This window comes from Roseobacter sp. AzwK-3b (assembly GCF_000170875.1).
GTDB classification, from domain to species: Bacteria; Pseudomonadota; Alphaproteobacteria; order Rhodobacterales; family Rhodobacteraceae; genus Roseovarius; species Roseovarius litoreus.
The window spans coordinates 258,559-282,852 of sequence record NZ_ABCR01000004.1 but is presented as its reverse complement, the minus strand read 5'-3'; the positions used below and the strand labels follow the sequence as shown (position 1 = coordinate 282,852).

26 protein-coding genes are annotated in these 24,294 nt (G+C 64.2%); 17 read left to right on the top strand and 9 right to left on the bottom strand.

From position 1 onward, the window contains the following. Window positions 1-238 precede the first annotated feature (238 nt). The 7 genes from RAZWK3B_RS09510 (at window position 239) to RAZWK3B_RS09485 (ending at window position 6,412) form a co-directional block, all read left to right on the top strand. On the top strand, window positions 239-1,771 hold the full coding sequence (locus tag RAZWK3B_RS09510; protein WP_037295567.1) for an acyl-CoA carboxylase subunit beta: 1,533 nt from the start codon (window positions 239-241) through the stop codon (window positions 1,769-1,771). Between the two features lie 12 nt (window positions 1,772-1,783). Further along, window positions 1,784-2,200, top strand: coding sequence for a DUF6497 family protein (locus RAZWK3B_RS09505; protein WP_007814502.1), 417 nt, complete (start codon window positions 1,784-1,786; stop codon window positions 2,198-2,200). A 214-nt stretch (window positions 2,201-2,414) separates the two neighbouring features. Continuing rightward, on the top strand, window positions 2,415-2,552 hold the full coding sequence (locus tag RAZWK3B_RS21440) for a hypothetical protein (RefSeq protein WP_007814500.1): 138 nt from the start codon (window positions 2,415-2,417) through the stop codon (window positions 2,550-2,552). Window positions 2,553-2,792: 240 nt separating this feature from the next. Then, a complete protein-coding gene (locus RAZWK3B_RS09500; protein WP_007814498.1) occupies window positions 2,793-3,179 on the top strand; it encodes a hypothetical protein in 387 nt (128 codons plus the stop codon). A 373-nt stretch (window positions 3,180-3,552) separates the two neighbouring features. Then, a complete protein-coding gene (locus tag RAZWK3B_RS09495; protein ID WP_007814497.1) occupies window positions 3,553-3,762 on the top strand; it encodes a hypothetical protein in 210 nt (69 codons plus the stop codon). 117 nt (window positions 3,763-3,879) lie between these two features. Beyond that, entirely contained in the window at window positions 3,880-5,880 is a 2,001-nt protein-coding gene (locus RAZWK3B_RS09490) for an acetyl-CoA carboxylase biotin carboxylase subunit (RefSeq protein ID WP_007814495.1), read from the top strand. A gap of 4 nt (window positions 5,881-5,884) precedes the next feature. Next, window positions 5,885-6,412 (top strand): hypothetical protein, encoded by a 528-nt coding sequence (locus RAZWK3B_RS09485; RefSeq protein WP_007814494.1) that lies wholly within the window; start codon window positions 5,885-5,887, stop codon window positions 6,410-6,412. A 13-nt stretch (window positions 6,413-6,425) separates the two neighbouring features. Here RAZWK3B_RS09485 and RAZWK3B_RS09480 read toward each other — a convergent pair whose 3' ends face one another. Continuing rightward, window positions 6,426-6,884, bottom strand: a complete 459-nt coding sequence (locus RAZWK3B_RS09480; RefSeq protein WP_007814492.1) for a DUF4174 domain-containing protein — start codon at window positions 6,882-6,884, stop codon at window positions 6,426-6,428. A 175-nt stretch (window positions 6,885-7,059) separates the two neighbouring features. Between RAZWK3B_RS09480 and RAZWK3B_RS09475 the strand changes: the two genes are divergently transcribed. The 8 genes from RAZWK3B_RS09475 (at window position 7,060) to RAZWK3B_RS09440 (ending at window position 14,147) form a co-directional block, all read left to right on the top strand. Continuing rightward, on the top strand, window positions 7,060-8,007 hold the full coding sequence (locus tag RAZWK3B_RS09475; protein ID WP_007814490.1) for a hypothetical protein: 948 nt from the start codon (window positions 7,060-7,062) through the stop codon (window positions 8,005-8,007). After that, on the top strand, window positions 7,979-10,108 hold the full coding sequence (gene scpA / locus RAZWK3B_RS09470) for a methylmalonyl-CoA mutase (protein WP_007814488.1): 2,130 nt from the start codon (window positions 7,979-7,981) through the stop codon (window positions 10,106-10,108). The genes RAZWK3B_RS09475 and scpA overlap by 29 nt, the downstream gene beginning before the upstream one ends. 90 nt (window positions 10,109-10,198) lie before the next feature. Beyond that, window positions 10,199-10,696 carry an MAPEG family protein gene (locus RAZWK3B_RS09465; RefSeq protein ID WP_007814486.1) on the top strand — a complete coding sequence of 166 codons (498 nt, stop codon included), beginning with the start codon at window positions 10,199-10,201 and terminating at the stop codon, window positions 10,694-10,696. 182 nt (window positions 10,697-10,878) lie between these two features. Next, window positions 10,879-11,490: a VOC family protein gene (locus RAZWK3B_RS09460; protein ID WP_007814484.1), complete on the top strand. Its 612-nt coding sequence runs from the start codon at window positions 10,879-10,881 to the stop codon at window positions 11,488-11,490. Then, on the top strand, window positions 11,487-11,975 hold the full coding sequence (locus RAZWK3B_RS09455; RefSeq protein WP_007814482.1) for a GNAT family N-acetyltransferase: 489 nt from the start codon (window positions 11,487-11,489) through the stop codon (window positions 11,973-11,975). The genes RAZWK3B_RS09460 and RAZWK3B_RS09455 overlap by 4 nt, the downstream gene beginning before the upstream one ends. A gap of 41 nt (window positions 11,976-12,016) precedes the next feature. After that, complete coding sequence (locus RAZWK3B_RS09450) at window positions 12,017-12,715, top strand: molecular chaperone DjiA (RefSeq protein WP_007814480.1); 699 nt, start codon at window positions 12,017-12,019, stop codon at window positions 12,713-12,715. Beyond that, a complete protein-coding gene (locus tag RAZWK3B_RS09445; RefSeq protein WP_007814478.1) occupies window positions 12,696-13,727 on the top strand; it encodes an endonuclease/exonuclease/phosphatase family protein in 1,032 nt (343 codons plus the stop codon). The genes RAZWK3B_RS09450 and RAZWK3B_RS09445 overlap by 20 nt, the downstream gene beginning before the upstream one ends. A gap of 36 nt (window positions 13,728-13,763) precedes the next feature. Further along, window positions 13,764-14,147 (top strand): hypothetical protein, encoded by a 384-nt coding sequence (locus RAZWK3B_RS09440; RefSeq protein ID WP_007814476.1) that lies wholly within the window; start codon window positions 13,764-13,766, stop codon window positions 14,145-14,147. A gap of 6 nt (window positions 14,148-14,153) precedes the next feature. Here the strand turns inward: RAZWK3B_RS09440 and RAZWK3B_RS09435 are convergent, their stop codons facing one another. The 7 genes from RAZWK3B_RS09435 to RAZWK3B_RS21435 form a co-directional block, all read right to left on the bottom strand. Further along, window positions 14,154-15,701: a Ppx/GppA family phosphatase gene (locus tag RAZWK3B_RS09435; RefSeq protein WP_007814474.1), complete on the bottom strand. Its 1,548-nt coding sequence runs from the start codon at window positions 15,699-15,701 to the stop codon at window positions 14,154-14,156. A gap of 97 nt (window positions 15,702-15,798) precedes the next feature. Further along, window positions 15,799-15,972 carry a DUF1328 domain-containing protein gene (locus RAZWK3B_RS20570; protein ID WP_007814472.1) on the bottom strand — a complete coding sequence of 58 codons (174 nt, stop codon included), beginning with the start codon at window positions 15,970-15,972 and terminating at the stop codon, window positions 15,799-15,801. A 93-nt stretch (window positions 15,973-16,065) separates the two neighbouring features. Further along, window positions 16,066-18,240, bottom strand: coding sequence for an RNA degradosome polyphosphate kinase (locus RAZWK3B_RS09425; RefSeq protein ID WP_007814471.1), 2,175 nt, complete (start codon window positions 18,238-18,240; stop codon window positions 16,066-16,068). 58 nt (window positions 18,241-18,298) lie between these two features. Continuing rightward, window positions 18,299-18,967, bottom strand: a complete 669-nt coding sequence (locus RAZWK3B_RS09420; protein ID WP_007814470.1) for a P-loop NTPase family protein — start codon at window positions 18,965-18,967, stop codon at window positions 18,299-18,301. Next, a complete protein-coding gene (locus tag RAZWK3B_RS09415; protein ID WP_007814469.1) occupies window positions 18,964-20,028 on the bottom strand; it encodes an AI-2E family transporter in 1,065 nt (354 codons plus the stop codon). Before RAZWK3B_RS09415 ends, RAZWK3B_RS09420 begins: the two co-directional genes overlap by 4 nt. A 94-nt stretch (window positions 20,029-20,122) precedes the next feature. After that, entirely contained in the window at window positions 20,123-20,440 is a 318-nt protein-coding gene (locus RAZWK3B_RS09410; RefSeq protein WP_157132211.1) for a hypothetical protein, read from the bottom strand. Between the two features lie 45 nt (window positions 20,441-20,485). Further along, complete coding sequence (locus RAZWK3B_RS21435) at window positions 20,486-20,638, bottom strand: hypothetical protein (protein ID WP_198133274.1); 153 nt, start codon at window positions 20,636-20,638, stop codon at window positions 20,486-20,488. A gap of 132 nt (window positions 20,639-20,770) precedes the next feature. Here RAZWK3B_RS21435 and proS point away from each other — a divergent pair, with 132 nt between their 5' ends. Both proS and RAZWK3B_RS09400 read left to right on the top strand, forming a co-directional pair. Continuing rightward, complete coding sequence (gene proS / locus RAZWK3B_RS09405; RefSeq protein ID WP_007814464.1) at window positions 20,771-22,138, top strand: proline--tRNA ligase; 1,368 nt, start codon at window positions 20,771-20,773, stop codon at window positions 22,136-22,138. A 66-nt stretch (window positions 22,139-22,204) separates the two neighbouring features. Next, a complete protein-coding gene (locus RAZWK3B_RS09400) occupies window positions 22,205-22,714 on the top strand; it encodes a DUF2937 family protein (RefSeq protein ID WP_007814463.1) in 510 nt (169 codons plus the stop codon). A 108-nt stretch (window positions 22,715-22,822) separates the two neighbouring features. On the opposite strand, the gene RAZWK3B_RS09395 is transcribed toward RAZWK3B_RS09400, so the two are convergent. Continuing rightward, a complete protein-coding gene (locus RAZWK3B_RS09395; RefSeq protein ID WP_007814461.1) occupies window positions 22,823-24,145 on the bottom strand; it encodes a ferredoxin reductase family protein in 1,323 nt (440 codons plus the stop codon). Window positions 24,146-24,294 lie beyond the last annotated feature (149 nt).

The following is a 24,294-nucleotide window of genomic DNA, read 5'->3' as shown; positions in this document are numbered from 1 at the left end:
GCGGGGGCAAGGCCGTTCGAACGGCCTTGGCAGGCGACTTCGAAGTCGCGTGCGCCCGGTGAGGCCGGGTGCGGCGGACGAGAGAGGGCGAGACAGTCGGGCCGGGGTGGCCGCAAGAAAATTTGCATATTTTCAAATTTGCAGCAAGATCTTTGCATTGCTTTGCAAATTTGCCGGTTTTCTCTTTGTGCCGCGCGGTATTTTCCATATGGTCGGCCAAAATCGCAAGGGGAGCGCCATGAAAGACATTCTTCGCGAACTCGAGGATCGCCGCGGCGAGGCTCGGCTGGGCGGTGGTCAGACGCGGATCGACGCACAGCATTCCAAGGGCAAGCTGACCGCGCGTGAGCGAATCGAGCTTTTGCTGGACGAAGGCAGCTTCGAAGAGTTCGACATGTTCGTGGCGCATCGCTGCATCGATTTCGGCATGGAGGAAAACCGCCCCTATGGCGATGGGGTGGTCACCGGCTGGGGCACGGTAAATGGCCGTCAGGTCTATGTGTTCAGTCAGGATTTCACCGTTCTGGGCGGCTCGGTCAGCGCGACGCATGCGATGAAGATCTGCAAGATCATGGATATGGCGATGCAAAACGGCGCGCCGGTGATCGGGATCAACGATTCGGGGGGCGCGCGCATCCAGGAAGGCGTCGACAGTCTTGCGGGCTATGGCGAAGTGTTCCAGCGCAATATCGAAGCCTCGGGCGTTGTGCCTCAGATCAGCGTCATCATGGGGCCGTGCGCGGGCGGCGCGGTCTATTCGCCGGCGATGACGGATTTCATCTTCATGGTGCGCGACAGCTCGTACATGTTCGTGACCGGGCCTGACGTGGTCAAGACCGTCACCAACGAGCAGGTGAGCGCCGAAGAGCTTGGCGGGGCCTCGACCCACACGCGCAAAAGCTCGGTCGCGGATGGCGCGTTCGAGAATGACGTGGAGGCCATGGCCGAGGTGCGCCGCCTGGTGGATTTCCTGCCGCTCAACAACCGCGAGCCGGTGCCGGTGCGCCCCTTCTTCGACGATTCGGACCGCTTGGAGCCCAGCCTCGATACGTTGGTCCCGGCCAATCCCAACATGCCCTATGACATGAAGGAATTGATCACCAAGGTCGCGGATGAGGGGGATTTCTACGAGATACAAGAGGATTTCGCCAAGAACATCATCACCGGTTTTATTCGCCTCGAAGGGCGCACGGTGGGTGTCGTGGCCAATCAGCCGATGGTTCTGGCGGGCTGTCTGGACATCGACAGCAGTCGCAAGGCCGCGCGGTTCGTGCGGTTCTGCGATTGCTTCGAAATCCCGATCCTGACCTTCGTGGATGTGCCCGGCTTCCTGCCCGGCACCAAGCAGGAGCATGACGGGGTCATCAAGCACGGCGCCAAGCTGCTCTTCGCCTATGGCGAGGCGACGGTGCCCAAGGTCACGGTCATCACGCGCAAGGCCTATGGTGGGGCGTATGTGGTGATGTCCTCCAAGCATCTGCGGGGCGATATCAACTATGCCTGGCCGACCTCGGAAGTGGCGGTGATGGGCGCGAAGGGCGCGACCGAGATCCTGTATCGCTCGGAATTGGGCGATGCCGAGAAGATCGCGCAGCGCACGCAGGATTACGAGGACCGCTTCGCCAATCCTTTCGTGGCCGCCGAGCGGGGCTTCATCGACGAGGTGATCCAGCCGCGCAGCACCCGCAAGCGTGTGAGCCGCGCCTTTGCCGCACTGCGCAACAAGGACCGGCAGATGCCGTGGAAGAAACACGACAACATTCCGCTGTGACGGGATAGGGGCATGAGGCCCATCGGGGCGCATATCCCCGCCATGGCATTGGTGCTGGCGATCGCCAGCCCGGCCACGGCGCAGCAGGACAAGGCGAAGGAGGAGCGCCTTGTCCTGCCCTCTGGGCTGGAGGCGGGTTTGCAGGAGGTGATCTCGGATCAGCCGGGGCAGGGGCTGACCTATCGCTTTCGGTTCGTGGCGCCGGAGTTCACCGGCAAGGAAGAGTTCGACAGCATCATGGCCGACCTTGAATATCTGTGCATGTCCTATGCGATTCCGCGCCTGCCGGCGATCGGTCCGCAGCCGCGTCAGGTGGTCATCTCGCTGGCCGATCACCCGGCGGAATTCGGGGTGTTCGACCCGGATGTGACACAGGTGTTCGAAGCCTACCGGATCGAGGATGGCACCTGCATCTGGGAGGAGTTCTGATGACGCTACAATATCTTGAGGGCAATGGCCTGTATCGTGTCATGGTTGAGGCTTTGCCGCCACATACGCCGGTGTTTGCTTATGCCGCGTATGCATTGTCGAAAAATTCGGATATTGTGGCCCTCGGTTGCACCCAAGTAACCCATACCTCGGAACTCGGGCATCAAACGCGCGCTCTGCCGCGCGTGCCCTTACAAGGACACAGGAGACACTTATGTCGAACAGCATCAAGAGCATTCTGGCCATCGGTCTGGTTGCCTTCGTCGCAGCTTGCGCACAGCAGGCCGAAGAAGAATTCGTCGTGGTCGAGCCGGTCACGGCCGAGCCCGTTTCCACAGGCAAGTACAAGTAAGCCCTTTCGGGACTTGCAGAGGCAGGCCTTCGGGCCTGCCTCAAACTCGGATGTCCTGCGCGGCGATGCGCGCCTGACGCGGACACGCCCCTTTCCCTTTCCAAATTTCGATACGCTTAGCGCCGCGCACCGCGTTGCACCCGTGCCATGCGCTGTGACGCCGACATGCGGCGGTCGCGCTGTGCGCCCGGGTGAGCGATGCGCTGCGATGGGCCATGTCATGCCGTTGGAGCACCTCCCATGCTGAAGCACCGCGGGTTTCCGGGCCGTTTGCCGGGAACCGATTTCCAGTTCACCGTGCGCCGCGCCAATCCCAAAGGCGCCACCGCGATCATTCGCCGCGAACGGTATCGCGACCGCAGGGCCGCGGACCGGCGCGCCGATGAGGGCTTTGTCCGGGCCTTGTGGGAGTGCTTCGGGGACCAGCCTTTTGAGCGCGGCAATCTGGATGCGGGCCGTCTGAGCTGGTTGATCGGGCGCGAGGTCAAACCCGCCGAAGAGCCGTTCGATCCCACGAGCTATGAGGCACTTCTGGTGCTGGATGTGGATGTGGCGCGCGCTTCGTTTCCGGACGTGTTCGACGATGCCGACGAGTCCGATGATTTCGACGATCCGGAGGAGTGGTGATGCCCCCTCGGACGGACCGCTGCGGCGCTTTCTTGCCAAGCCTGCGCCGATTTACGCGAAATATGGCCGATTCCCGCGCGTCGGCGCGTCCGGGCTTGGCTTTCACATGGGCGACAGACACGGTGATTGGCGTAGTGGAGCCCCGTCCCCAAGGGGCTTGGACCCTGCGTCCGATCCGTTACCCTTCCCCTGTCGGGCGGCGTTGCGCCATGCGGCGCAAGCCGCCCGTTTTTCCATTATCTTCAGCGTCTTGCCGCTTTCGGCGGGGGTCCGCCCATTCTGCTGGCCGGAGGGGTCTGCGCTTTGACGCGCGCTGCGGCCTGTCGCACTGTGAAAGCCGGTTTGCGACAGCAGAATGGAGAGGTCGAGAGACATGCAGAGATTGCTTTTACGAGGTGCCGCGATTGTCGGGCTGGCAGTGCTTGCGGGTTGTGGCGAAAGCCTGCCCGAGCAGGCGCTTCTGGGGGCTGGCGCAGGAGCGGGCACCGCAGCGGTGCTCAATGGCAGCATCGCGACCGGCGCGCTTGTCGGGGCGGCTGGCAACGTCGCCTATTGCAAGGCCTATCCGGGCCGCTGCCGCTGAATTCACCCGCGCCCTGAGGGCGCGTGATGCCACCACCATGACCACCGGTGCGCCTTGCGCCGGTGGTCTTTTTATTGCGGGCAGCTATCGGCCCGAAACCGGAGGAAGGGACGAGATATGTTCAAGAAGATCCTGATCGCGAACCGGGGCGAAATTGCCTGCCGGGTGATCAAGACCGCCCGCAGGATGGGCATTCAGACCGTTGCGATCTATTCGGATGCCGACGCGCAGGCGCTGCATGTGCAGATGGCCGACGAGGCGGTGCATATCGGCCCGCCCCCGGCGAACGAATCCTATATCGTGATCGACAAGGTGATGGACGCGATCCGCCAGACCGGCGCCGAGGCGGTCCATCCCGGCTATGGGTTCCTGTCGGAAAACCCGAAATTCGCGGCGGCACTCGAGGCCGAGGGCGTGGCCTTCATCGGACCGCCCAAGGGCGCGATAGAGGCGATGGGGGACAAGATCACCTCGAAGAAAATCGCGCAGGAGGCCGGCGTTTCGACCGTGCCGGGTGTCATGGGACTGATTGCCGATGCCGATGAGGCGGTCACGATCAGCCAGCAGATCGGCTATCCGGTGATGATCAAGGCCAGCGCTGGCGGCGGCGGCAAGGGGATGCGAATCGCCTGGACCGACGAGGAAGCGCGCGAGGGCTTCGAAAGCTCGAAGAACGAGGCGGCCAGCAGTTTTGGCGATGACCGCATCTTCATAGAAAAATTCGTGACGCAGCCCCGGCATATCGAAATCCAGGTGCTGTGCGACACCCATGGCAACGGCGTCTATCTGGGCGAGCGCGAATGTTCGATCCAGCGACGCAATCAGAAGGTCATCGAAGAGGCCCCGAGCCCCTTCCTTGACGAGGCCACCCGCAAGGCGATGGGCGAACAGTCGCTGAAGCTGTCGCATGCGGTGGGCTATGCCAGCGCGGGAACGGTGGAATTCATCGTCGATGGCGATCGGAATTTCTATTTCCTCGAGATGAACACCCGTCTGCAGGTGGAGCATCCGGTGACCGAACTGATCACCGGGATCGATCTGGTCGAGCAGATGATCCGCGTTGCCTATGGCGAAAAGCTGTCGCTGCGTCAGGAGGATGTGAAGCTCAACGGCTGGGCGATGGAAAGCCGGCTCTATGCCGAAGATCCCTATCGCAACTTCCTGCCCTCGATCGGGCGGCTGACGCGTTATCGCCCGCCGCAGGAGCTGGATGTCGAGGGCGCCATCGTGCGCAACGATACTGGCGTCTACGAGGGGGGCGAAATCTCGATGTATTACGACCCGATGATCGCCAAGCTGTGCACCTGGGGGCATACCCGTCTGGAGGCGATCGAAGGGATGCGCAACGCGCTCGATGCCTTCGAGGTCGAGGGGATCGGCCATAACCTGCCGTTCCTGAGTGCGGTGATGGATCATCCGAAATTCGTGGCCGGTGACATGACCACCGCCTTCATCGCCGAGGAATATCCCGACGGGTTCGACGGGGTGCAGTTGGGTGAGGATGCGCTGCGGCGGATCGCGGCGGGCTGTGCCGCGATGCACCGGGTGGCCGAGATTCGCCGCACCCGCGTGTCGGGCCGCATGGACAACCACGAGCGCCGCGTCGGCGAGGCGTGGGTCGTGTCGCTGCAGGGGCACGAGTATGCGGTGACGGTGAAGGCCGACCGCGAAGGCTCGACCATCGGTTTCGCGGATGGCGCGACGCTGCGGGTGAGCAGCGACTGGACGCCGGGCGATCAGCTGGCGCATCTGATGGTCGGGGGTGATCCGCTGGTGCTGAAGGTGGGCAAGGTGTCGGGCGGGTTCCGCATCCGCAGTCGGGGCGCGGATATCAAGGTGCATGTGCGCACCCCGCGTCAGGCCGAACTTGCGGCGTTAATGCCCGAGAAACTGCCGCCTGATACATCCAAGCTGCTGCTGTGTCCGATGCCGGGCCTGATCGTGAAGATCAATGTGACCGAGGGCGACGAGGTTCAGGAAGGGCAGGCGCTGTGCACCGTGGAGGCGATGAAGATGGAGAACATCCTGCGGGCCGAGAAGAAGGCCATTGTCACCAAGATCCATGCCGGTCCGGGCGACAGCCTTGCGGTGGATGAAGTGATCATGGAGTTCGAGTGATCGAATGACACGCCTCGCGGGTCATATCCGGGCCGGGCGGCTGGTACCTTTGGCGCTGGCCTGTCTGGGTCTTACCGGGGCCTGCACCCGCGAGGATGAGGCGGTGCTGCGCGCGCGGCTGTCGGAGTGGTTTTCCATCGCGGAGACCCTCGCGTTTCAGGCCGAGCGCGATTGTGCGGCAGCGATGTTCCGGCTGAGTGCTGCCGATGTGAAGGCGCAGATGCCGGTGGTATCGGGGGTGCGCGCGATGCTGCAGCAGCTCGACCGTCAGGGGCGCGCGGCACTCGATATGCGCGGTGTGTCACCCGATGAGGGGTTGGTCGCGCTGGTCGATATCGACCGGCCCCGGGGCATGGCCATGCGCCGCGCCGCCCTGGAAGGGCGAGTGTGCATGAGCGCGCCGATGGAGGATGCATTCCTGCGCGCGCTGCAGAACCGGCGCGGCGTTCTGGCCTGGGATGTGGTCAGCGGCACGATCATCATTCTCGATCCCGATAGCGGCCTGCTGGTCGTGGCGATGGGGGCGGGATGATGGCGGCGCACTGTCAGCTGCCGCCGCCGCGCTCGCGCATTTCCTGCTGGCGGGTCGGCAGCTTGTCGATGGTGCGCGAAATCTCCCGCACATCCCAGGGAAACGGCTTGCGCAGATATATCGTGCCGTCCTTGCCGGTCAGCACCAGCATGAAGCCGCGCGGCCGGAACTTGCGGCGCAGATCGCTGTTGGCCGAAGGGTCGGTATCGGTCAGAACGATGACATCGCGCGCGTCCAGATCGTCAAGCCGCTGCGAGATATATTCCATCTGCTGGATATATCGCGGATCGGCGGGCGTGTCGGCAAACACGATCAGCGGGCGTTTTATCCATAAAAACTCGCTCAAATCCGCCTCGTCGCTGGAAAAGACGATCTGCGGATCGAACATGCCGTTCGTGTCCTCCGCCTGTTGGGCGGTCGCGGGAATGGCCAGAATGGCCATGAAAAGAAAGGCAAATATCTTCTGCATCATCGCTCCTGTCGGACAAGATATAGGATCGATACGGACAATTGCGAAGACTGAATACCCCGAGGTCACGGAAAATTCGAACGTTAATCCCATCCTCAGTTTTGCGCGCACAGCATGGGGTCAGAACGGGTTTTCCAATCCGCATCGGGCGGGTGACCGGCAAAGGGGCTGTGACATCATGGAGATCATTCTGCATCTGGGGGCGCATCGGACCGCTTCGACCAGCCTGCAGCATTACCTGCGGCGCAATGCGGGCGTGCTCGGTCGCGGCGGCATTGAGGTCTGGGAGCCGCGCAAGACGCGCGACGGGCTGCTGAGCGGCGTGATGCCCGAGCCGGGCCTGCGCGATGCGGCGGGCCAGTTGAGCCGTGCGCGCGGGCGCATCGCACTTCATCTGCACAAGGCGGAGGCGGCGGGCATGGCGGTGCTGCTGGTCAGCGACGAGAACATGCTGGGCGCGCCGCGCCGTAACCTGCGCGATGGTGCGCTTTATGCGGGCGCCGGTCTGCGCATGGCGCGCTTTGCCGAGGCGTTCGGCGGTCGCGTGAGCCGCGTGGTGCTGAGCGTGCGCGGGCTGGACAGTTACTGGGCCTCGGTGCTGGCCTATTCGGTGCTGCGCGGGCACCGGATACCGCTTGCGGCGCAGATCGCGGCGTTGGCCTCGAGCCCGCGCAGCTGGCGCGATGTCATCACCGATCTGGCCTGTGCCTTGCCCGGCGCCGATATCATCGTGCTGACCCATGAAGAAAGCGCGAGCCGCCCTGCGCATCGGCTTGCGGTCATGACCGGCCGCCCGGAGGCCGAGATGCCGCGCACTCATGCGCGCGACTGGCTCAACCGCGCGCCGATGCTGGGCGATCTGCGCCGGGCGGTGGCGGCCCGCGGCGGCGATCCCGCCCGGTTGGGCGAGGGCGAAGATGACGCACGTTGGCAGCCCTTCACCCGGGCGCAAAGCGCCGCGCTGAGCGAGGGATATGCAGACGATCTGTTCTGGCTGCGCGCCGGGGCGGATGGGCTTGCAACACTATTCGAGGAAACCGGACCGGCCAAGGCGGGGACACATCCGCCCGCCGGTCAGACGACAAGAGGACACCGCAATGGGATCGAAGAAAGACGACTGGCGTAAGATCGCCGAGAGCGAGCTGAAGGGCCGACCACTGGAGGATCTGACATGGAAGACCCTCGAAGGGATCGACATCGCGCCGCTTTACACCGAAGCGGATCTGGAGGGGCTGGAGCATCTGGGCTCGATCCCCGGTCAGGCGCCGTTCACGCGCGGCCCGCGCGCCACGATGTATGCCGGGCGCCCCTGGACGATCCGGCAATATGCCGGCTTCTCGACCGCCGAGGAATCCAACGCGTTCTACCGGCGCAACCTTGCGGCGGGACAGCAGGGCGTATCGGTGGCCTTCGATCTGGCGACCCATCGCGGCTATGACAGCGATCACCCGCGCGTCGAGGGCGATGTGGGCAAGGCGGGTGTGGCGATCGACAGCGTCGAGGACATGAAGATCCTGTTCGATGGCATCCCGCTGGATCAGGTCAGCGTGTCGATGACGATGAACGGCGCGGTGATCCCGGTGCTGGCCAATTACATCGTCGCCGGCGATGAGCAGGGTGTGGCGCGCAAGGATTTGTCAGGCACCATCCAGAACGACATCCTCAAGGAATTCATGGTGCGCAACACCTATATCTACCCGCCCGAGCCGTCGATGCGGATCGTGTCGGATATCATCGAATACACCTCGAACGAGATGCCGCGCTTCAACTCGATCTCGATCTCGGGCTACCATATGCAGGAGGCGGGCGCGAACCTGGTGCAGGAGCTGGCCTATACGCTGGCCGATGGGCGCGAATATGTGCGCGCGGCGATCGCGGCGGGGATGGATGTGGATCGTTTCGCGCCGCGCCTGTCGTTCTTCTTCGCCATCGGGATGAATTTCTTCATGGAGGCCGCAAAGCTGCGCGCCGCGCGTCTGTTGTGGCACCGGGTGATGACCGAATTCGGCGCCAAGAACGACACCTCCAAAATGCTGCGCACACACTGCCAGACCAGTGGCGTCTCGTTGCAGGAACAGGACCCCTATAACAACGTTGTGCGCACCGCCTATGAGGCGCTGAGCGCGGTGCTGGGCGGCACGCAATCGCTGCATACCAACGCGCTGGACGAGGCGATGGCCCTGCCCACCGATTTCAGCGCCCGCATCGCCCGCAACACCCAGCTGATCCTGCAGGAGGAAACCGGCGTGACCAAGGTGGTCGATCCGCTGGCGGGATCCTATTACGTCGAGAAGCTGACCGCGGATCTGGCCGAGAAAGCCTGGGCGCTGATGGAAGAGGTCGAGGAGATGGGCGGCATGACCAAGGCCGTCGCAAGCGGCATGCCCAAGCTGCGCATCGAGGAAAGTGCCGCCACCCGGCAGGCGATGATCGACCGCGGCCAGGAGGTGATCGTTGGCGTCAACAAGTATCGCCGCGATAAGGAAGACCCGATCGACCTTCTGGATATCGACAATTCCGCCGTGCGCGACAGTCAGATCGCCCGGCTGGAGAACATCCGCGCCAGCCGCGACGAGGCCGCCTGCACCGCGGCCCTCGAGGAGGTCACGCGCCGCGCCGCCGAAGGCGGCAATCTACTGGAGGCGGCGGTCGAGGCCGCACGTCAACGCGCATCCGTGGGGGAAATCAGCATGGCGATGGAAAAGCAGTTCGGCCGGCACCGCGCCGAGGTCAAGACGCTGGCCGGTGTCTATGGCGCCGCCTACGAGGGCGACGCGGGCTTTGCCGCGATCCAGAAATCGGTCGAGGATTTCGCCGAGGCCGAGGGGCGCCGCCCGCGCATGCTGGTGGTCAAGATGGGCCAGGACGGCCATGACCGGGGTGCCAAGGTGATCGCCACGGCCTTTGCCGATATCGGCTTCGACGTGGATGTGGGCCCGCTGTTCCAGACGCCCGAGGAGGCCGCGCAGGACGCCATCGACAATGATGTGCATGTGGTGGGCATCTCGAGCCAGGCGGCGGGCCACAAGACGCTGGCGCCCAAGCTGATCGAGGCGCTGAAGGCAAGGGATGCAGGGGATATCATCGTGATCTGCGGCGGCGTCATCCCGCAGCAGGATTACGAATTTCTCAAGGCGGCAGGCGTCAAGGCGATTTTTGGCCCGGGCACCAACATTCCCGATGCGGCACAGGATATCCTGCGTCTCATCCGCGAGGCGCGGGGCTGACAGGATCGTGGGCGGGAGGGGGCCTTGCCCCCTCTTGGCCTGCGGCCAATTCACCCCCGGAGTATTTGGGGAACGATGAAAGGCGGGCAGATGAGCGGACGGCTTGGCGCGATGATGGCCTCGGGGGCCGGGTTTTTATGGGCGGTGCTGCTGTTATGGGGGGCGGCGCGGTTCGTCACGCTGCCGGTATTCACGCTCATGCCGACGATCATGGTGTCGTTTCTTGTGCCGGGGCTGGTGGCGCTGGCGATGGTCTTGCGGGTGGCGCTGCGCCGGTTGGGGGATGACGAGATGCGCGCGGGCGGGGCCTTGCAGGGTCCGGCAGAGGTGGATCAGAAGGTGTTGCAGAACACGGTCGAGCAACTGGTGCTGGCGCTGTGCATCTGGCCTGCGGCGGCGGTGATGCTGGGCGATGCGGGGCCGGGCGTGATCGCCTCGCTTGGTGTGGGCTTCGCGGTGGCGCGGCTGCTGTTCTGGCTGGGGTATCACAAGGGCGGGATCTTGCGGGTCTTCGGCTTCGCGGCGAGTTTCTGGCCGACCGTGCTTGTGGCGGTCTGGGCGCTGGTGCGTCTGGCGGGGGCGGGATGAGGGCTGCGATGGCCCGGAGGACCCGACGGGCTTCAAGCGGACCGCCTTTGGTCTGAGGCAACAGCAAAAGGCAGACCGCCTGCAACGATGGACCGCGGCACTGCATGTCGCGAAAATCCGTGATTCAGGTTTTTCGCGAAACGCTTTAGAATGCGCTTCAGGAGCGACAGGGGAGAGTTCGGATGCTGAGGCTCGATCATCTGGCGGTGGCGGCGCGCGATCTCGAAGAGGGGCGGGCGGCTGTGGAGGCTGCCTTGGGCGTGCGGTTGCAGCCGGGCGGGCAACATGCGCATTTCGGCACGCATAACCTGCTTTTGGGGTTGGAGGACGGGCTCTATCTGGAGGTGATCGCGATCGATCCGGAGGCGCCGGCGCCGGAGGGGGCGCGGTGGTTCGATCTGGACCGGTTCGATGCCGCCCCGAGGCTGCAGACATGGATCTGCCGCAGCGACGATCTGGGGTCTGCGCTGGTGCGCTATCCGCAAGCCGGTGCGCCTGTGGCGCTGGCGCGGGGAGATTTGCGCTGGCGAATGGCGGTGCCGCGTGACGGGCGCTTGCCCTTCGATGGTGTCTTTCCCGCGCTCATGCAATGGGAGTGCAACGCGCATCCCGCCGAACGGCTGACCGCGTCGGGCTGCGGGCTGGCGCGGCTGGTGGTGCGCCATCCCGAGGCGGGGCGGCTGGCGGATATGCTGGGCCCGGATCTGAGCGACGCGCGCGTGGTGTTCGAGATCGGCGCGCCATCCTTGCGGGCCGAGATCACCACGCCCGGTGGGCTGAGGGTGCTGGAATGATCCTGCGCGATGCCGAGGCGGCTGATGTCCAAGCCATCGCCGGGCTGGTCAATCCGGTGATCCGCGACACGACCATCACCTTCACCACCCGCGAAAAGACCGCACAGGACGTGGCGGATGACATCGCGGCAAAGCGCGATCTGGGGCATGGACTGCTTGTGGTCGAAGAGGCGGGCGCGCTGCTTGGGGTGGCAAGCTATGGCCAGTTCCGCCCCGGTCCGGGCTATGCGCGCACGGCCGAGCATTCGATCACGCTGGACCCGTCGGCACGCGGGCGCGGGCTGGGACGGCTGTTGCTGCATCGGCTCGAGGATCACGCCCGTGGTGCCGGCATGCATTCGATGATCGCTGCGGTGAGCGGGGAAAATCCGGGTGGGGTGGCCTTTCATGAGCGGCTGGGATATGCGCGCGTCGCGGTCCTGCCGCAAATCGGTTGGAAATTCGGGCGTTGGCTGGATCTGATTCTTTTGCAGAAACAGTTGTGAGTGCGCGCTGACAGAGCCCGGGAAAGCGGGTAGGTTTTATCATGTCGATCTGGACCCGCATCACCGAAGCTCTTGCCGCCCTTGCCAAGGGAGAGGGCCTGAGTGCCGTTTTCGACAGGCTGCGCAGCCCGCCCGAGCGTAGCGTCGGCTTCACCATCGCGGTGATCGCGCTTGGCGCCAAGATGGCCAAGGCCGATGGGCAGGTCACCCGCGACGAGGTCACCGCCTTCCGCGAGGTGTTCCAGATCGCCCGCGAGGATGAGGCCGGTGCGGCCCGCGTCTTCAATCTGGCGCGGCAGGATGTGGCGGGGTTCGAGGAATATGCCGGCCACATCAAGCGCATGTTCGACGGCGAGACCGGCACGCTGTGCGATCTGATGGAGGGGCTGTTCCACATCGCCATGGCCGACGGCACCTATCATCCGCAGGAAGAGGCGTTCTTGCGCCGGGTTGCGGCGATCTTCGGTCTGGACGAGGGCGATTTCCGCAGGCTGCGCAGCCGCTTCGTGCCGGATGCCAAGCCCGATCCCTATTCGGTTCTGGGGGTCAGCCGCGATACGCCGCTGCCGCAGATCCGCAAGGCGTGGCAGCAGATGGTCCGCGACAGTCATCCCGACAAGATGATCGCGCGCGGCGTTCCGCCCGAGGCGATCCGGCTGGCCGAACATCGCATGGTCGCGATCAACCGCGCCTGGGAGGAGATCAACGAGGAGGCCGCGGGTGCGGATCGCCACCTATAATGTCGAATGGTTCGATGCCCTGTTCGACGATGAGGGGGCGCTTTTGGCCGATGATGACTGGTCGAGGCGACATGGGGTAACACGGGCCGATCAACTGGCGTCCTTGGGCATCGTGTTCACCGCGCTCGATGCCGATGCCGTCATGGTGATCGAGGCGCCGGACGACACGGACCGCAGAAGCACGGTCGCAGCGCTCGAAAGCTTTGCCGATTTCGCGCAGATCCGCGCGCGCCGCGCCGTCACCGGCTTTGCCAATGACACCCAGCAGGAAATCGCGCTGCTGTATGATCCCGATGTCCTGAGCTGTGCGCATGACCCAAAGGGAGAGCCCACGGGCAAGAAGGGCTCGAGCGATGCGCCGCGGTTCGACGGCGTGTTCCGGATCGATCTGGATATCGACGATACCGAGGATCTTGTGGCGTTTTCCAAGCCGCCGCTGGAATTGGCCTGCACGACAGCGACCGGTGTCGCCTTCCGGATGATCGGGGCGCATCTGAAATCCAAGGCGCCGCACAAGGCCCGGTCACGCGATCAGATCATGCGCATGGCAATCGCCAACCGGCGCAAGCAGCAGGCGCAGGCGGTCTGGTTGCGCCACCGGATCGAAGAGCATTTGGCCCAGGGCGAGACGCTGATCGTTCTGGGCGATCTGAATGACGGTCCGGGGCTTGACGAGTATGAGCATCTCTTTGGCCGCTCCTCGGTCGAGATCGTGATGGGCGAGGGGGGCGATGCGGCGGCGCAGCTTTTTGATCCGCACGCAAGACGGGCCTTGACCCGGCGGATCGGGGCGATGATCGCGACCGCGCGGTTCTATCTGCCCACCGAGAAGCGGTATCTTCAGGCTTTGCTGGATTACATCATGGTGTCCTCGGATCTGGAGGCGCGTCAGCCGCGATGGCGGATCTGGCATCCGTTCGACGATCCGGGCTGCTTTCGCATCCCCGAGTTGCGCGAGGCGCTGCTTGCGGCATCGGATCATTTCCCGGTCACGATGGATGTCGATCTGTGACTTAAAATCGCGATCGGATGCGCTTATATTGCGGGGATGAAACGCATTGTCCTGACATCCCTCGTGGCTTTTTCGCTGGCGGCGCCTGTCGCAGGTCCTGCCAGAGCACAGGATGCGGGCACGCCGGATGAGGGGCTGTCGCTGATGGAGCGCGGCGCGCAGATGTTTCTCGAAGGTATCCTGCGCGAGATGGAACCGGCGATGCGGGATCTGCGCGATCTGGCCGAAGACATGGGGCCGGAGTTGCGCCGCTTCGTTCAGGAAATGGGACCGGCCTTTGGCGAGCTTATGGGCAAGATCGACGATCTGAGTGCCTATCATCCGCCGGAAATGCTGCCCAATGGCGATATCATCATGCGCCGCAAAACCCCCGACGAGATCGAACCGGCGCCGCCCAAGGAGGGCGAGATCGACATTTGAGGCGGCTCAGGTCTTGGCGGTGCGGATCACCGGCTCGGCCCCGAGGGCCTCGACCAGCGACATGAACCGCGCTTCGGCGACTTCGCCGAACAGCGCCGCGGCCTCGGGCGACAGGTAGAGTTCCAGCTTGCGCTTCTTGGGGTACCAGTGCAGCTTGCCAAGCTTCGCATCCGAGCGCAGCCAGAGCATGGCGGCAAAGCGCATCGCCTTGCCCAGAACCTCGGCCTCGGTGGCGTCCTGTTCGTTGATCAGCTCATAGAGATCTTCGAAGCGCGATCCCTCGCGTTTGTTCGAATAGCGATGCAAGAGCGCCAGCCCCAAATAGATCCGTTCGGAATGTTTCAGACCGCCCAGATTGGCGCGGGTGGCGTTGTCGAAGCAATCCTCGGCCCGGTAATCGGGATGCGAGCGCCACGATACGTCATGCAGCAGACAGGCGGCCTTGATGATGCGGCGCCGGTCGGGCTTGGCGGATTTGAACAGGGGTTCGATGAATTCATAGACCACACGGCCAAAGCCCGGCAGCCGGGCATCCTTGGATTCGGCAAAGCGGCAGGCTTCGATCAGCGGGTCGCGGTCGCGCAACTGCTGGGGCATCTGCTCATAAAGCAGCCCCTCGCGGATACCATAGCTCGAGACGGCGATATCGCGGGGCTTGAACGTGCGGACCACTTCGCGCAGCACGTCGATCGCATAGGGCACCAGAGCGGCGCGCGCCGCCGATACGCCCGCGCGGTTGCGCAGCTCTTCAAGATCGTTGGCGGCGATATACTTGGCGGTGGCGCGCACGGCCTTGGGCGTCATGCGGTATTCATGCAGCACCTGCAGCGGATAGCCGCGCCGCTCCATGTCGATCCGCGCGATGGCGCGCCACGAACCGCCCACCAGAAAAAGGCGGTTTTTCTGTTCGCCCAGTTCCTCGCGCAGACGCGCCACCGTATCGGCAATGAGCGCCTTGCGGGCCTTGCGGCCACCTTTCATGTCGCGCAGCTTGAGCGGGCCAAGCGAACAGGACATCCGCTTGCCCACGGTGCCGCCATTGATCTCGGCCAGTTCCATGGACGATCCGCCGATATCGCAGACCAGCCCATAAGAGCCGGGCCATCCCAGAAGCACGCCTTGTGCCGACAGCCGCGCCTCTTCGCGCCCATCGATCACCCACAGGCGGATGCCCGTCTCGCGTTCGACCTCGGCGCGGAACTCGGCGCCGTCTTCGGCGTCGCGCACCGCGGCGGTGGCCACGGCGGTCAGCGGGCCGGTGCCCATCCCATCGCCCAGAAGTTTGAACCGCTTGAGCGCATTGAGGGCGCGCACACGCCCCTCGGGGTTGAGCCGCCCGGTTTCGGACATGCCGGCTCCAAGCCCGCACATGATCTTTTCGTTGAAGAAATAGGCGGGGCTTCGGGCGGCGCCGTCGAACACGACCAGACGGACCGAGTTCGAGCCAACATCCACCACGCCCACGCGACTGAGTGCGCGGGCCGAAGGCTTGTCGAACAGCGGGCGCCCAAAGGGCCCGCTATCTTCCTGCGCCGGAGTGCTGTTGCCGTCCATGTGCCTCTCGGGTCTTTCCACGCCCTGTATGCGCCACAGCGCCTCATGGGTCAATCGCGGGAATGCGCCGATCTGCGCCTGACGCGCCGTCACCCGGTCACATCGGCGGGCGCCCCTTGAGGACGCGCAGGACCATCGCGATCACGAAGAGCGCAAGGAATATGACAAACAGAATTTGCGCGATCCCCGCCGAGGCACTGGCGATCCCGCCAAAGCCGAACGCACCGGCAATCAGCGCGATGACAAGGAATGTGAGTGCCCATCCCAGCATGTGGAGCCTCCTTTCGTCGGTTCCTGTTGAGGTGGGAAGGACCGACGGTCATGTCAGGGGGCTGCGGGGCGTGTCGGCAAAACCTTGCCGGGATCAATCCTCGGTATGGGTCAGTTTCGGCACATCCGCAGCCCCCGCCGAGCCACGGCCCGACAATGACGGGTTTTCCATGAAGAAGCGGTGGCAGTTGAAGGCAAACTCACCCTCGACCGTTTCGGCACGGGTGAACGTCCCGTCAGGGGCCATGATCCAGCTTTGCGCCACATCGGCCATGTTGGCGGCCATGATCTGACCGACGATCTGCGCCTTGACGGTGGGATTTTCGATCTCGACCAGCGTTTCAACGCGCCGGTTGAGATTGCGGCCCATCCAGTCCGCCGAACTGATGAAGACCCGGGCCTTTTTCGACGGAAGATCGGTCCCGTTGCCAAAGCACACGATTCGGGAATGTTCGAGAAACCGGCCGATGATCGATTTGACACGGATATTCTCGGACAGTCCCTTGATGCCGGGACGCAACCCGCAGATGCCGCGCACCACCAGATCGATGCGCACGCCTGCCTGACTGGCCTCGTACAGCGCGTCGATCACATCGGGTTCGATCAGCGCGTTCATCTTGGCCCAGATCGTCCCCGGCTTGCCGTTGCGCACGTTCTCGGCCTCGCGGGCGATCATCTCGAGCAGGCGCGGCTTGAGCGAAATGGGCGAAATGGCAAGGTTTTCCAGCTTCTCGGGCTGCGCATAGCCCGACAGGTAGTTGAACACCTTGGTTGCGTCCCGCCCGAGCGACGGATCGCAGGTGAAGAAACTCAGGTCGGTATAGATCTTGGCGGTGATCGGGTGGTAATTGCCGGTCCCGTAATGGGTGTAGGTCACAAGGCTGTCGCCCTCGCGACGCACCACGGTCGAGATCTTGGCATGGGTCTTGAGGTCGAGAAACCCATAGACCACATGCGCGCCCGCCCGCTCCAGCCGCCGGGATTGCCGGATATTCGCCGCCTCGTCGAACCGCGCCTTCAATTCCACAAGTGCGGTCACGGATTTCCCGTCCTCGGCGGCCTCGCACAGGGCACTGACGATGGGGCTGTCCTTGGAGGTGCGGTACAGCGTCTGCTTGATCGCCACCACATCGGGGTCGCGCGCGGCCTGATGCAGAAAGCGCACCACCATGTCGAAGGTCTCGTAGGGGTGATGCAGCAGCATGTCCTTCTGACGGATCGCGGCGAACATGTCGCCGTCATGGTCTTGCACGCGTTCGGGCACGCGGGGCGTGAAGGAGGGCCACAGAAGATCGGGCCGGTCATCCAGAACCAGCTCCTTGAGGTCCGCAAGCCCGATCATGCCTTCGACCTCGACCACCTCATCGGGGATCACGTGCAGCTCGTCCATGATGACGCGGCGCAGCGCCTCGGGGGCGCCGGTCGAGATCTTCATGCGTACGACTTCGCCACGGCGGCGGCGCTTCAGCGCCACCTCGAACTCGCGCACCAGATCCTCGGCCTCTTCCTCGACTTCCAGATCGCTGTCGCGCAGCACCCGGAAGCTGCAATGGCCCTTGTACCTGTAGCCCGGAAACAGGCTGTCGAGATGCAGCAGCAGCACATCTTCCAACCGGATGACCCGGTGTGTGCCGGGGTCGGCGGGCAGGGTCACGAAGCGTTCGATCTGCTGCGGGATCGGCAACAGCGCCTGAAGCGGGCGCTTGTCGGATTTGCGCTCGAGCTGCAGGGCCAGCGAATAGCCCAGGTTCGGAATGAACGGGAAAGGATGCGCGGGGTCGATGGCCAGCGGCGACAGGACCGGAAAGACATTGTGCAGGAACACATCGGCAAGATGGCTGCGGTCCTCTTCGGTCAGCCGGTCGAGATCGAGGATGGTGATATTCTCGTCTGCCATCTCGCGGCGCAGCGTTTCATAGGTTTTCTGCTGAGATGCCAGAAGGTTACGGGCGTTTTCGTTGATCAGAACAAGCTGCTCTGCGGGCGTCAGCCCGTCGGCGGCGGGGGTGGTGTTGCCCGCCTGTGCCAACTCGCGCAGACCCGCGACGCGCACGTTGTAGAACTCGTCCAGATTGGTGGCCGAGATCGACAGGAAGCGGAGCCGCTCGAGCAGCGGAACGCGCGGGTTTTGCGCCTCTTCCAGCACGCGCCAGTTGAAGCCCAGCCAGCTGAGCTCACGATTGAAAAACCGCCCCGGCCCGGTCAGGTCCAGTTCGGGGATTTCAACGGCGGCGGGTGGTGGTGACTTGAGGAAATCAGCTTTGTTCATATGGGCCTTATGGCGTTGGCATGTAACGTCACGGTGACGGAGTCTGCAGCCTCGCCGGTCACTTGTCCAGCACCTTCGCCGCCAGCGCCCGATTGATCGGCCGCCCTGTCGCCAGCGCCAGTGCGTCCAGCGCGTCGACCACATCGCGCGCCGCCTCGAACGACCGGTCGATGCGCCGCGTGAGATAGGGGATCGTCTCGGGGGAGGGCGACAATTGCCGGTCGGTCATCAGCTTCATCAGCACCGCGGCCAGCAGCGTGTCATCCGGCTCGTGCAGGATGGTCGCCGGGGTGCCCTGCATCCGGCTGGCCAGATCGGGCAGGCTGAGACCCCAGTGTTGCGGCGCACGGGCCGCGGTGAACAGCACGGTGTGACCTTCGGCAAGCGCAAGGTTGTGCAGATGAAACAGCGCCTCTTCGGCGGCGGCATCCCGGGCGATGTCATCGCAATCCTCGACCGCGATATGGCCTGTGGCCAAGGCGGGGATATCGGCCCGGGTCAGGGCGTGCGCCGCGATGATCCGGGCATCGGCCAACGTGGCCCAGACATGCGCAAGATGGGTCTTGCCCGATCCCGGCGGCCCCACCAGCAGCAGCTTGCGCGAAGGCCAGCCCCGCCAGCCTTCGATCAGCGCCACGGCCTCGGCATTGGCGGGCGAGACGAAAAAATCGTCGCGCCCGAGTGCCTCGCGCACAGGCAGGTCGAAACTGAGTTGCTCAGGGGTCATTCGTCGCGCGTCGACAGTCCGCGATAAAGGCGGCTGTCCATGTATTGCGCCACGATGAACCGCGCCAGAACACCAATCGACGCGGCCACGGGCACCGCCACCAGCATGCCCACGAAACCGAACAAGGCGCCAAAGACCGACAGCGCGAAGATCAGCCAGACGGGGTGAAGCCCGACCGAGCTGCCCACCAGCTTTGGCGTCAGGAAATTGCCCTCGGCCACTTGCCCTGCCACGAAAATGGCAACCACCAGCCCGATGCTCACCCAATCGCCCCAGAACTGAAACAGCGCCAGCCCGATCGCCAGCGCCCCGCCCACCAAGGCACCCACATAGGGAATGAAGGTGATCAGCCCGGCCAGCGCGCCCACCACCAGCCCGAATTGCAGCCCCACCAGCATCAGTGCAACGGCATAATAGGTGCCAAGGATCAGACAGACGGTGCCCATGCCGCGAATGAAGCTGGCCAGCGTCTGGTCGATCTCACCGGCCAGACGGCGGATCACCGGCGCATGATCTCGCGGCAAAAGCTCGTCGATCCGGCCAACCATCCGGTCCCAGTCATACAGCAGGTAGAAGGCCACCACCGGAACGATCACGAATAAAAGCACCACGTTCAACAGCGACGCCGCCGAACTCAGCAGCGAGTTGAGCACCTCTCCGCCGCGCTCGCGGATCGTTTCGCCCACCGCGATCAGCGACTGGCGCAGGGTCGAGTTTTCGTCGACGATGGCCGGGAAACGCTCGGTCAGGACTTGCTGGAACTTGTTGAAGAATTGCGGCGCGGTGTCGATCAGCGCCAAGCTCTGCTGCACCAGCGTCGGGATCACCAGAAGCGCCATCAGCACAAAGACCATGAGCGCACCAAGCGTGATGAGACTGACCGCAAGGGCGCGCGAGGCGCCCATCCGTTGCAGCCGGTCCGCGACCGGATCGAGGAAATAGGCAATAGCCCCGCCCAGCACGAAGGGCAGGATCACGTCGCCCAGAAACCAAAGCGCAAGGACAAAGACGGCCGCCGCAACGCCCCAATACTTCACCTGATCGCGCACCGACAATGCCATGAGAGCTCCGTGACTGGCCTGCTCCTATGTCGCCTCGCAGGCGGTTGGATTCAAGAGGAAAGGCGGCATATCCCATGCATATCGCACCTGGCCGTCATCTCGCGGGGCTTGGGCCGGGGGACGCGGGCGGTTCTTTGTCGGCAAGACCCGGCGCGCCGCTTGGTTCGGGATCGGGCGGGGTGTAGGTGTCGGGGTTGGTGAGCCATTTTTGGTATTGGGTGTGGAATTCCCATGGTTCGAGTTTCGCCTTGGGCCAATGGGTTGGGCGGGGGATACCGTCGGGAAGTTTTGTCGTTTTATCGCCGAATGCTGTGTTGATTTGGTCGGCGGAAATGGGATTGGCGCGGAAATCAACAGACCAGACGGCAGCTTCGCGCAGCACGGCTGCTGTCCAATTTGTTGTCTTATCCACCCGCGCGCTGCTGAGGTATGTCCCGTCCATCCGTCCGTCGTTGAGTTAAGTCAGCACGAAGGCCGCAGCCAGCGCGCCCGCGAACAGCAATAACAGCAGCAAGGACACCAGCGCACCCAAGGGGCGGGCAACGGACCAGTCCGGCGCTTCGCTTATGCCCATCCAGTCCAGTACGTTTCTTGATGGCTTGCGTTCCATAACCCCGGCACCCCTGACGCGTCTGCCGCAACCATCGCGGGAAAAGGCCCGTGGTGCAAGGACCACTGCCCCGCTTGCCAGTGCGGCACCTTCCGGCTAGGACAGGCCGAAACCCATTGCCCGAGGTCCGTCATGCGCCTGTCCCGCTACTTCCTGCCCGTTCTCAAGGAAACCCCCGCCGAGGCCCAGATCGCCAGCCACCGCCTGATGCTGCGCGCGGGCATGATCAAACAGGCCTCCGCCGGGATCTATTCCTGGTTGCCGATGGGCTTCAAGGTGTTGCGCAAGCTGGAAAATATCGTCCACGAGGAGCAGATCCGCGCGCGCCATGTGCCGATGCTGATGCCCACCCTGCAGCCGGCCGACCTTTGGCGCGAAAGTGGCCGCTACGACGACTACGGCGAGGAAATGCTGCGCATCAAGGACCGTCAGGGGCGCGATCTTCTGTATGGGCCGACCAACGAGGAATTGATCACCGACATTTTCCGCAGCCATGTGGGTAGCTACAAGGATCTGCCGCTCACGCTCTATCATATCCAGTGGAAATTCCGCGATGAGATCCGCCCGCGTTTCGGCGTGATGCGGGGGCGCGAGTTCTTCATGAAGGACGGCTACAATTTCGACCTGACGCGCGAGGATGCGCTGCATGCCTATAATCGCCATCTGGTCAGCTATCTGCGCACCTATGAGCGGATGGGCCTGCAGGCCATTCCGATGCGCGCCGAAAGCGGCCCCATCGGGGGCGACGACACGCACGAATTCCTGGTGCTGGCCGAAACCGGCGAATCCGGCGTGTTCTATGACAGCGAGATCACCGATCTGCGCTTTGGCGACCGCGAGATCGACTATACCAGCGTCGAGGCCTGTCAGGCGGTGATGGAGGAATTCACCTCGCGCTATGCCCGCACCGACGACACCCATGACGAGTCCGTGTTCCATGACCGCGTCCCCGAAGAGCGCCGCCGCAGCGGGCGGGGCATCGAAGTGGGGCAGATCTTCTATTTCGGCACCAAGTATTCCGAACCGATGGGCGCCACCGTGCAGGACCGCGACGGCAACACCGTGCCGGTCCATATGGGCAGCCACGGCATCGGCGTCAGCCGCCTGATCGGTGCGATCATCGAAGCCAGCCACGATGATCGCGGCATCATCTGGCCCGAAGGTGTGACCCCCTTCCATGCCGGGATTGTCAACCTCAAGACCGGCGACGCCGAGGCCGATGCTGCCTGCGAGGCGATTTATGCCTCCCTGACGGCCCTCGGGCTCGAGCCGCTTTACGATGACACCGATGATCGGGCCGGGGCGAAATTCGCCACCATGGACCTGATTGGCCTGCCGTGGCGGATCACCGTGGGGCCGCGCGGGCTCAAGAACGGGGTGGTCGAACTGACCAGCCGCCGCACCGGCGAAAGCGAGGAATTGCCACCCGAACAGGCCGTGGAAAAGCTGGCGCGGATCTACGCCGCGCACCGGATCGGCAGCCTGCCGCAGCCGGTCTAGCACGACGCGTTCCCCAAACCGCCCGAACGCTGTATACTGCCCCGAAAAACCGACGAGGCAGAGCAGATGATCCTGAGGGCGATCGCCATGGCGTGCGGGCTGACCGGTGCGGTCGGCCTGTCGCAATTTCCCGAGTTCTCGCAGCAATACACCCAACGCCTCTCCGGCGCGGTCAAGGAGCTGGAGACCATCGTGGCGCGCTTCGATGCGGATGCGGCGGGGCTTGGCCTGACGCGTGCCGCCGCGCTCGAGGATCTGGCTCATGGCAGCGCAATGGGAGCCGCACGTGCGCAATCCATGGGGCAGGTTCTGGCGCGCCATGACCGCCTGCAACATGCGCTACGCGACCTTTCTGGGACATCTTCCTGGCATAAGGCCCTGAATATGCGGCGTTTCGCCGATGCCGAACTTGTTCGCGACACATGGACCGCCTATCGCCCGGCCTTGCCGGTCACCGCCGAAGGGCTGGGTTTCGCCGCCGCAGGCTTTATCTTGGGCTATGGGCTGATCGGCGGGGCGTTGAGCGGGCTTGGCCGGCTGACCATCCGTCGCCGCCAAACTGCGCGGCAAGGCTAAAGCGTTCCGCCACGCAGGGCAAAGCCCGCCAGCGCGACCAGCACCAGCCCGACGATCAGACAGATCGCCCAAGTGATGCGCTGCCTGAGGGGCGCGTGTCCGATGCGATCAATCATAGACGAATTGCTCCGACAGAATGCGCCTTGCGGGCACGCCCAACTCCAGCAACGCCGCCTCGACCGTGCGCAGCATCGGCGGCGGTCCGCAGACCACGAACAGCCAGTCCCGCCGCCCGGCCTCGGCCACATGGCGCCGCAACATCCGGGCGTCGACAAACCCGGTCTCGCCGCTCCAGCCCTTGGGCGGTTCGGACAGCACGTGGATCACCTTCGTGCCGTGATCGCGCGCCAGCGCCTGCAGCTCGTCCTCGCAGACGATCTGCCCGGGGATCCGGTTGCCATAGATCAGCAGGCTGGGGCGCGGATCGCCGCGTGCCGCCATCTCGCGCAGAAGCCCGAGCAGTGGCGCGATCCCGACGCCGCCCGCGATCAGCGCAATCCCTGGTGCATCCTCCTGGCCCGTCAGCGTCAGATGCCCATGCGGCCCATCCACGTAAACCCTTGTGCCGGGCGGGATCTGTCCGATCCGGTCGGTCATGTCCCCCAATTGCTTGATGATGAATTCCAGATCTGGCCCCCGTGACGGCGCGGAGGCGATGGAAAACGGGTTGTCGTTCAGCGAAAAAGGTGGCCGTCCGATGGTCAGCCACGCAAATTGCCCCGCTCGGTACCGCAGCCGATGCGCCCCCTCCGGCGTCAGTCGCAGCCGCCATGTCCGCCGCGCTGCAGGGGTCACCGACAGCACCCGCCAGGGTTTGCGCGCCCGAAGGGCCGGGGCCACGACATAGATCATCGTCAGCGCGGCCAGCGCCAGTCCCAGACCGCCGATCCACACCCAGCCCAGCAGATCGTCGCCACTGTAGCGCCCGGCGCGCAGCGCGTGCAGCACGCCTGCGCCGGCCACGAGGACCGCGCCCAGACCGTGCAGGCCGCGCCATATCTCGTAGCGGTAGCCCGCGACATCGCGCGCCAGCGCCATCGTCACCACCATACCCAGTCCCAGCCAAGCTAAAATCCCGGGCCAGATCGCGGGCCATGAATAAGTCACCACCGTCTGCCGGGTCACATCCCAATCGGGCGGATCAGACATCGCCGAGACATAGAAAAACGGGTGCAGCACCGCAAAGACCAAGGCCACCCGGGCGGCAAGCTGATGGCTTCGCATCACCACATCGCTGCCGACCCGCGCGGTGACCGCACGAAAGCGGCCAATCTGTCCGAACTCCACCAGGATCATCGCCAGCGCCACGAGACCCAGCCCCGAGGCCAGCTCATCCCACACCGTGCGTGGCGGAAGCCCTTGGACCCATGCCAGACCAAGCGGCGTCAGGACAAGCGCCAGGTAGATCAGGATGAGGGCAGTTGCGGGCAAGGCGGTCCTTTCCGGGCGGCGCGAATCGCGCCTATACGCCATGCTGCACCGGATGCAGCCCGCGCGGCCTTGACCCCGATCATGATAACCCGCACTGTCCGCGCAAAACGAGAATTGAGGTTTTCCCGTGACAGGCCGTTCCCGCCGTT

Bases quoted from the DNA above. Each gene is read 5' to 3' on its own strand.
- RAZWK3B_RS09510 (WP_037295567.1), top strand. From the start codon at position 239: ATGAAAGACATTCTTCGCGAACTCGAGGATCGCCGCGGCGAGGCTCGG.
- RAZWK3B_RS09505 (WP_007814502.1), top strand. From the start codon at position 1,784: ATGAGGCCCATCGGGGCGCATATCCCCGCCATGGCATTGGTGCTGGCG.
- RAZWK3B_RS21440 (WP_007814500.1), top strand. From the start codon at position 2,415: ATGTCGAACAGCATCAAGAGCATTCTGGCCATCGGTCTGGTTGCCTTC.
- RAZWK3B_RS09500 (WP_007814498.1), top strand. From the start codon at position 2,793: ATGCTGAAGCACCGCGGGTTTCCGGGCCGTTTGCCGGGAACCGATTTC.
- RAZWK3B_RS09495 (WP_007814497.1), top strand. From the start codon at position 3,553: ATGCAGAGATTGCTTTTACGAGGTGCCGCGATTGTCGGGCTGGCAGTG.
- RAZWK3B_RS09490 (WP_007814495.1), top strand. From the start codon at position 3,880: ATGTTCAAGAAGATCCTGATCGCGAACCGGGGCGAAATTGCCTGCCGG.
- RAZWK3B_RS09485 (WP_007814494.1), top strand. From the start codon at position 5,885: ATGACACGCCTCGCGGGTCATATCCGGGCCGGGCGGCTGGTACCTTTG.
- RAZWK3B_RS09480 (WP_007814492.1), bottom strand. From the start codon at position 6,884: ATGATGCAGAAGATATTTGCCTTTCTTTTCATGGCCATTCTGGCCATT.
- RAZWK3B_RS09475 (WP_007814490.1), top strand. From the start codon at position 7,060: ATGGAGATCATTCTGCATCTGGGGGCGCATCGGACCGCTTCGACCAGC.
- scpA (WP_007814488.1), top strand. From the start codon at position 7,979: ATGGGATCGAAGAAAGACGACTGGCGTAAGATCGCCGAGAGCGAGCTG.
- RAZWK3B_RS09465 (WP_007814486.1), top strand. From the start codon at position 10,199: ATGAGCGGACGGCTTGGCGCGATGATGGCCTCGGGGGCCGGGTTTTTA.
- RAZWK3B_RS09460 (WP_007814484.1), top strand. From the start codon at position 10,879: ATGCTGAGGCTCGATCATCTGGCGGTGGCGGCGCGCGATCTCGAAGAG.
- RAZWK3B_RS09455 (WP_007814482.1), top strand. From the start codon at position 11,487: ATGATCCTGCGCGATGCCGAGGCGGCTGATGTCCAAGCCATCGCCGGG.
- RAZWK3B_RS09450 (WP_007814480.1), top strand. From the start codon at position 12,017: ATGTCGATCTGGACCCGCATCACCGAAGCTCTTGCCGCCCTTGCCAAG.
- RAZWK3B_RS09440 (WP_007814476.1), top strand. From the start codon at position 13,764: ATGAAACGCATTGTCCTGACATCCCTCGTGGCTTTTTCGCTGGCGGCG.
- RAZWK3B_RS09435 (WP_007814474.1), bottom strand. From the start codon at position 15,701: ATGGACGGCAACAGCACTCCGGCGCAGGAAGATAGCGGGCCCTTTGGG.
- RAZWK3B_RS20570 (WP_007814472.1), bottom strand. From the start codon at position 15,972: ATGCTGGGATGGGCACTCACATTCCTTGTCATCGCGCTGATTGCCGGT.
- RAZWK3B_RS09425 (WP_007814471.1), bottom strand. From the start codon at position 18,240: ATGAACAAAGCTGATTTCCTCAAGTCACCACCACCCGCCGCCGTTGAA.
- RAZWK3B_RS09420 (WP_007814470.1), bottom strand. From the start codon at position 18,967: ATGACCCCTGAGCAACTCAGTTTCGACCTGCCTGTGCGCGAGGCACTC.
- RAZWK3B_RS09415 (WP_007814469.1), bottom strand. From the start codon at position 20,028: ATGGCATTGTCGGTGCGCGATCAGGTGAAGTATTGGGGCGTTGCGGCG.
- RAZWK3B_RS21435 (WP_198133274.1), bottom strand. From the start codon at position 20,638: ATGGAACGCAAGCCATCAAGAAACGTACTGGACTGGATGGGCATAAGC.
- proS (WP_007814464.1), top strand. From the start codon at position 20,771: ATGCGCCTGTCCCGCTACTTCCTGCCCGTTCTCAAGGAAACCCCCGCC.
- RAZWK3B_RS09400 (WP_007814463.1), top strand. From the start codon at position 22,205: ATGATCCTGAGGGCGATCGCCATGGCGTGCGGGCTGACCGGTGCGGTC.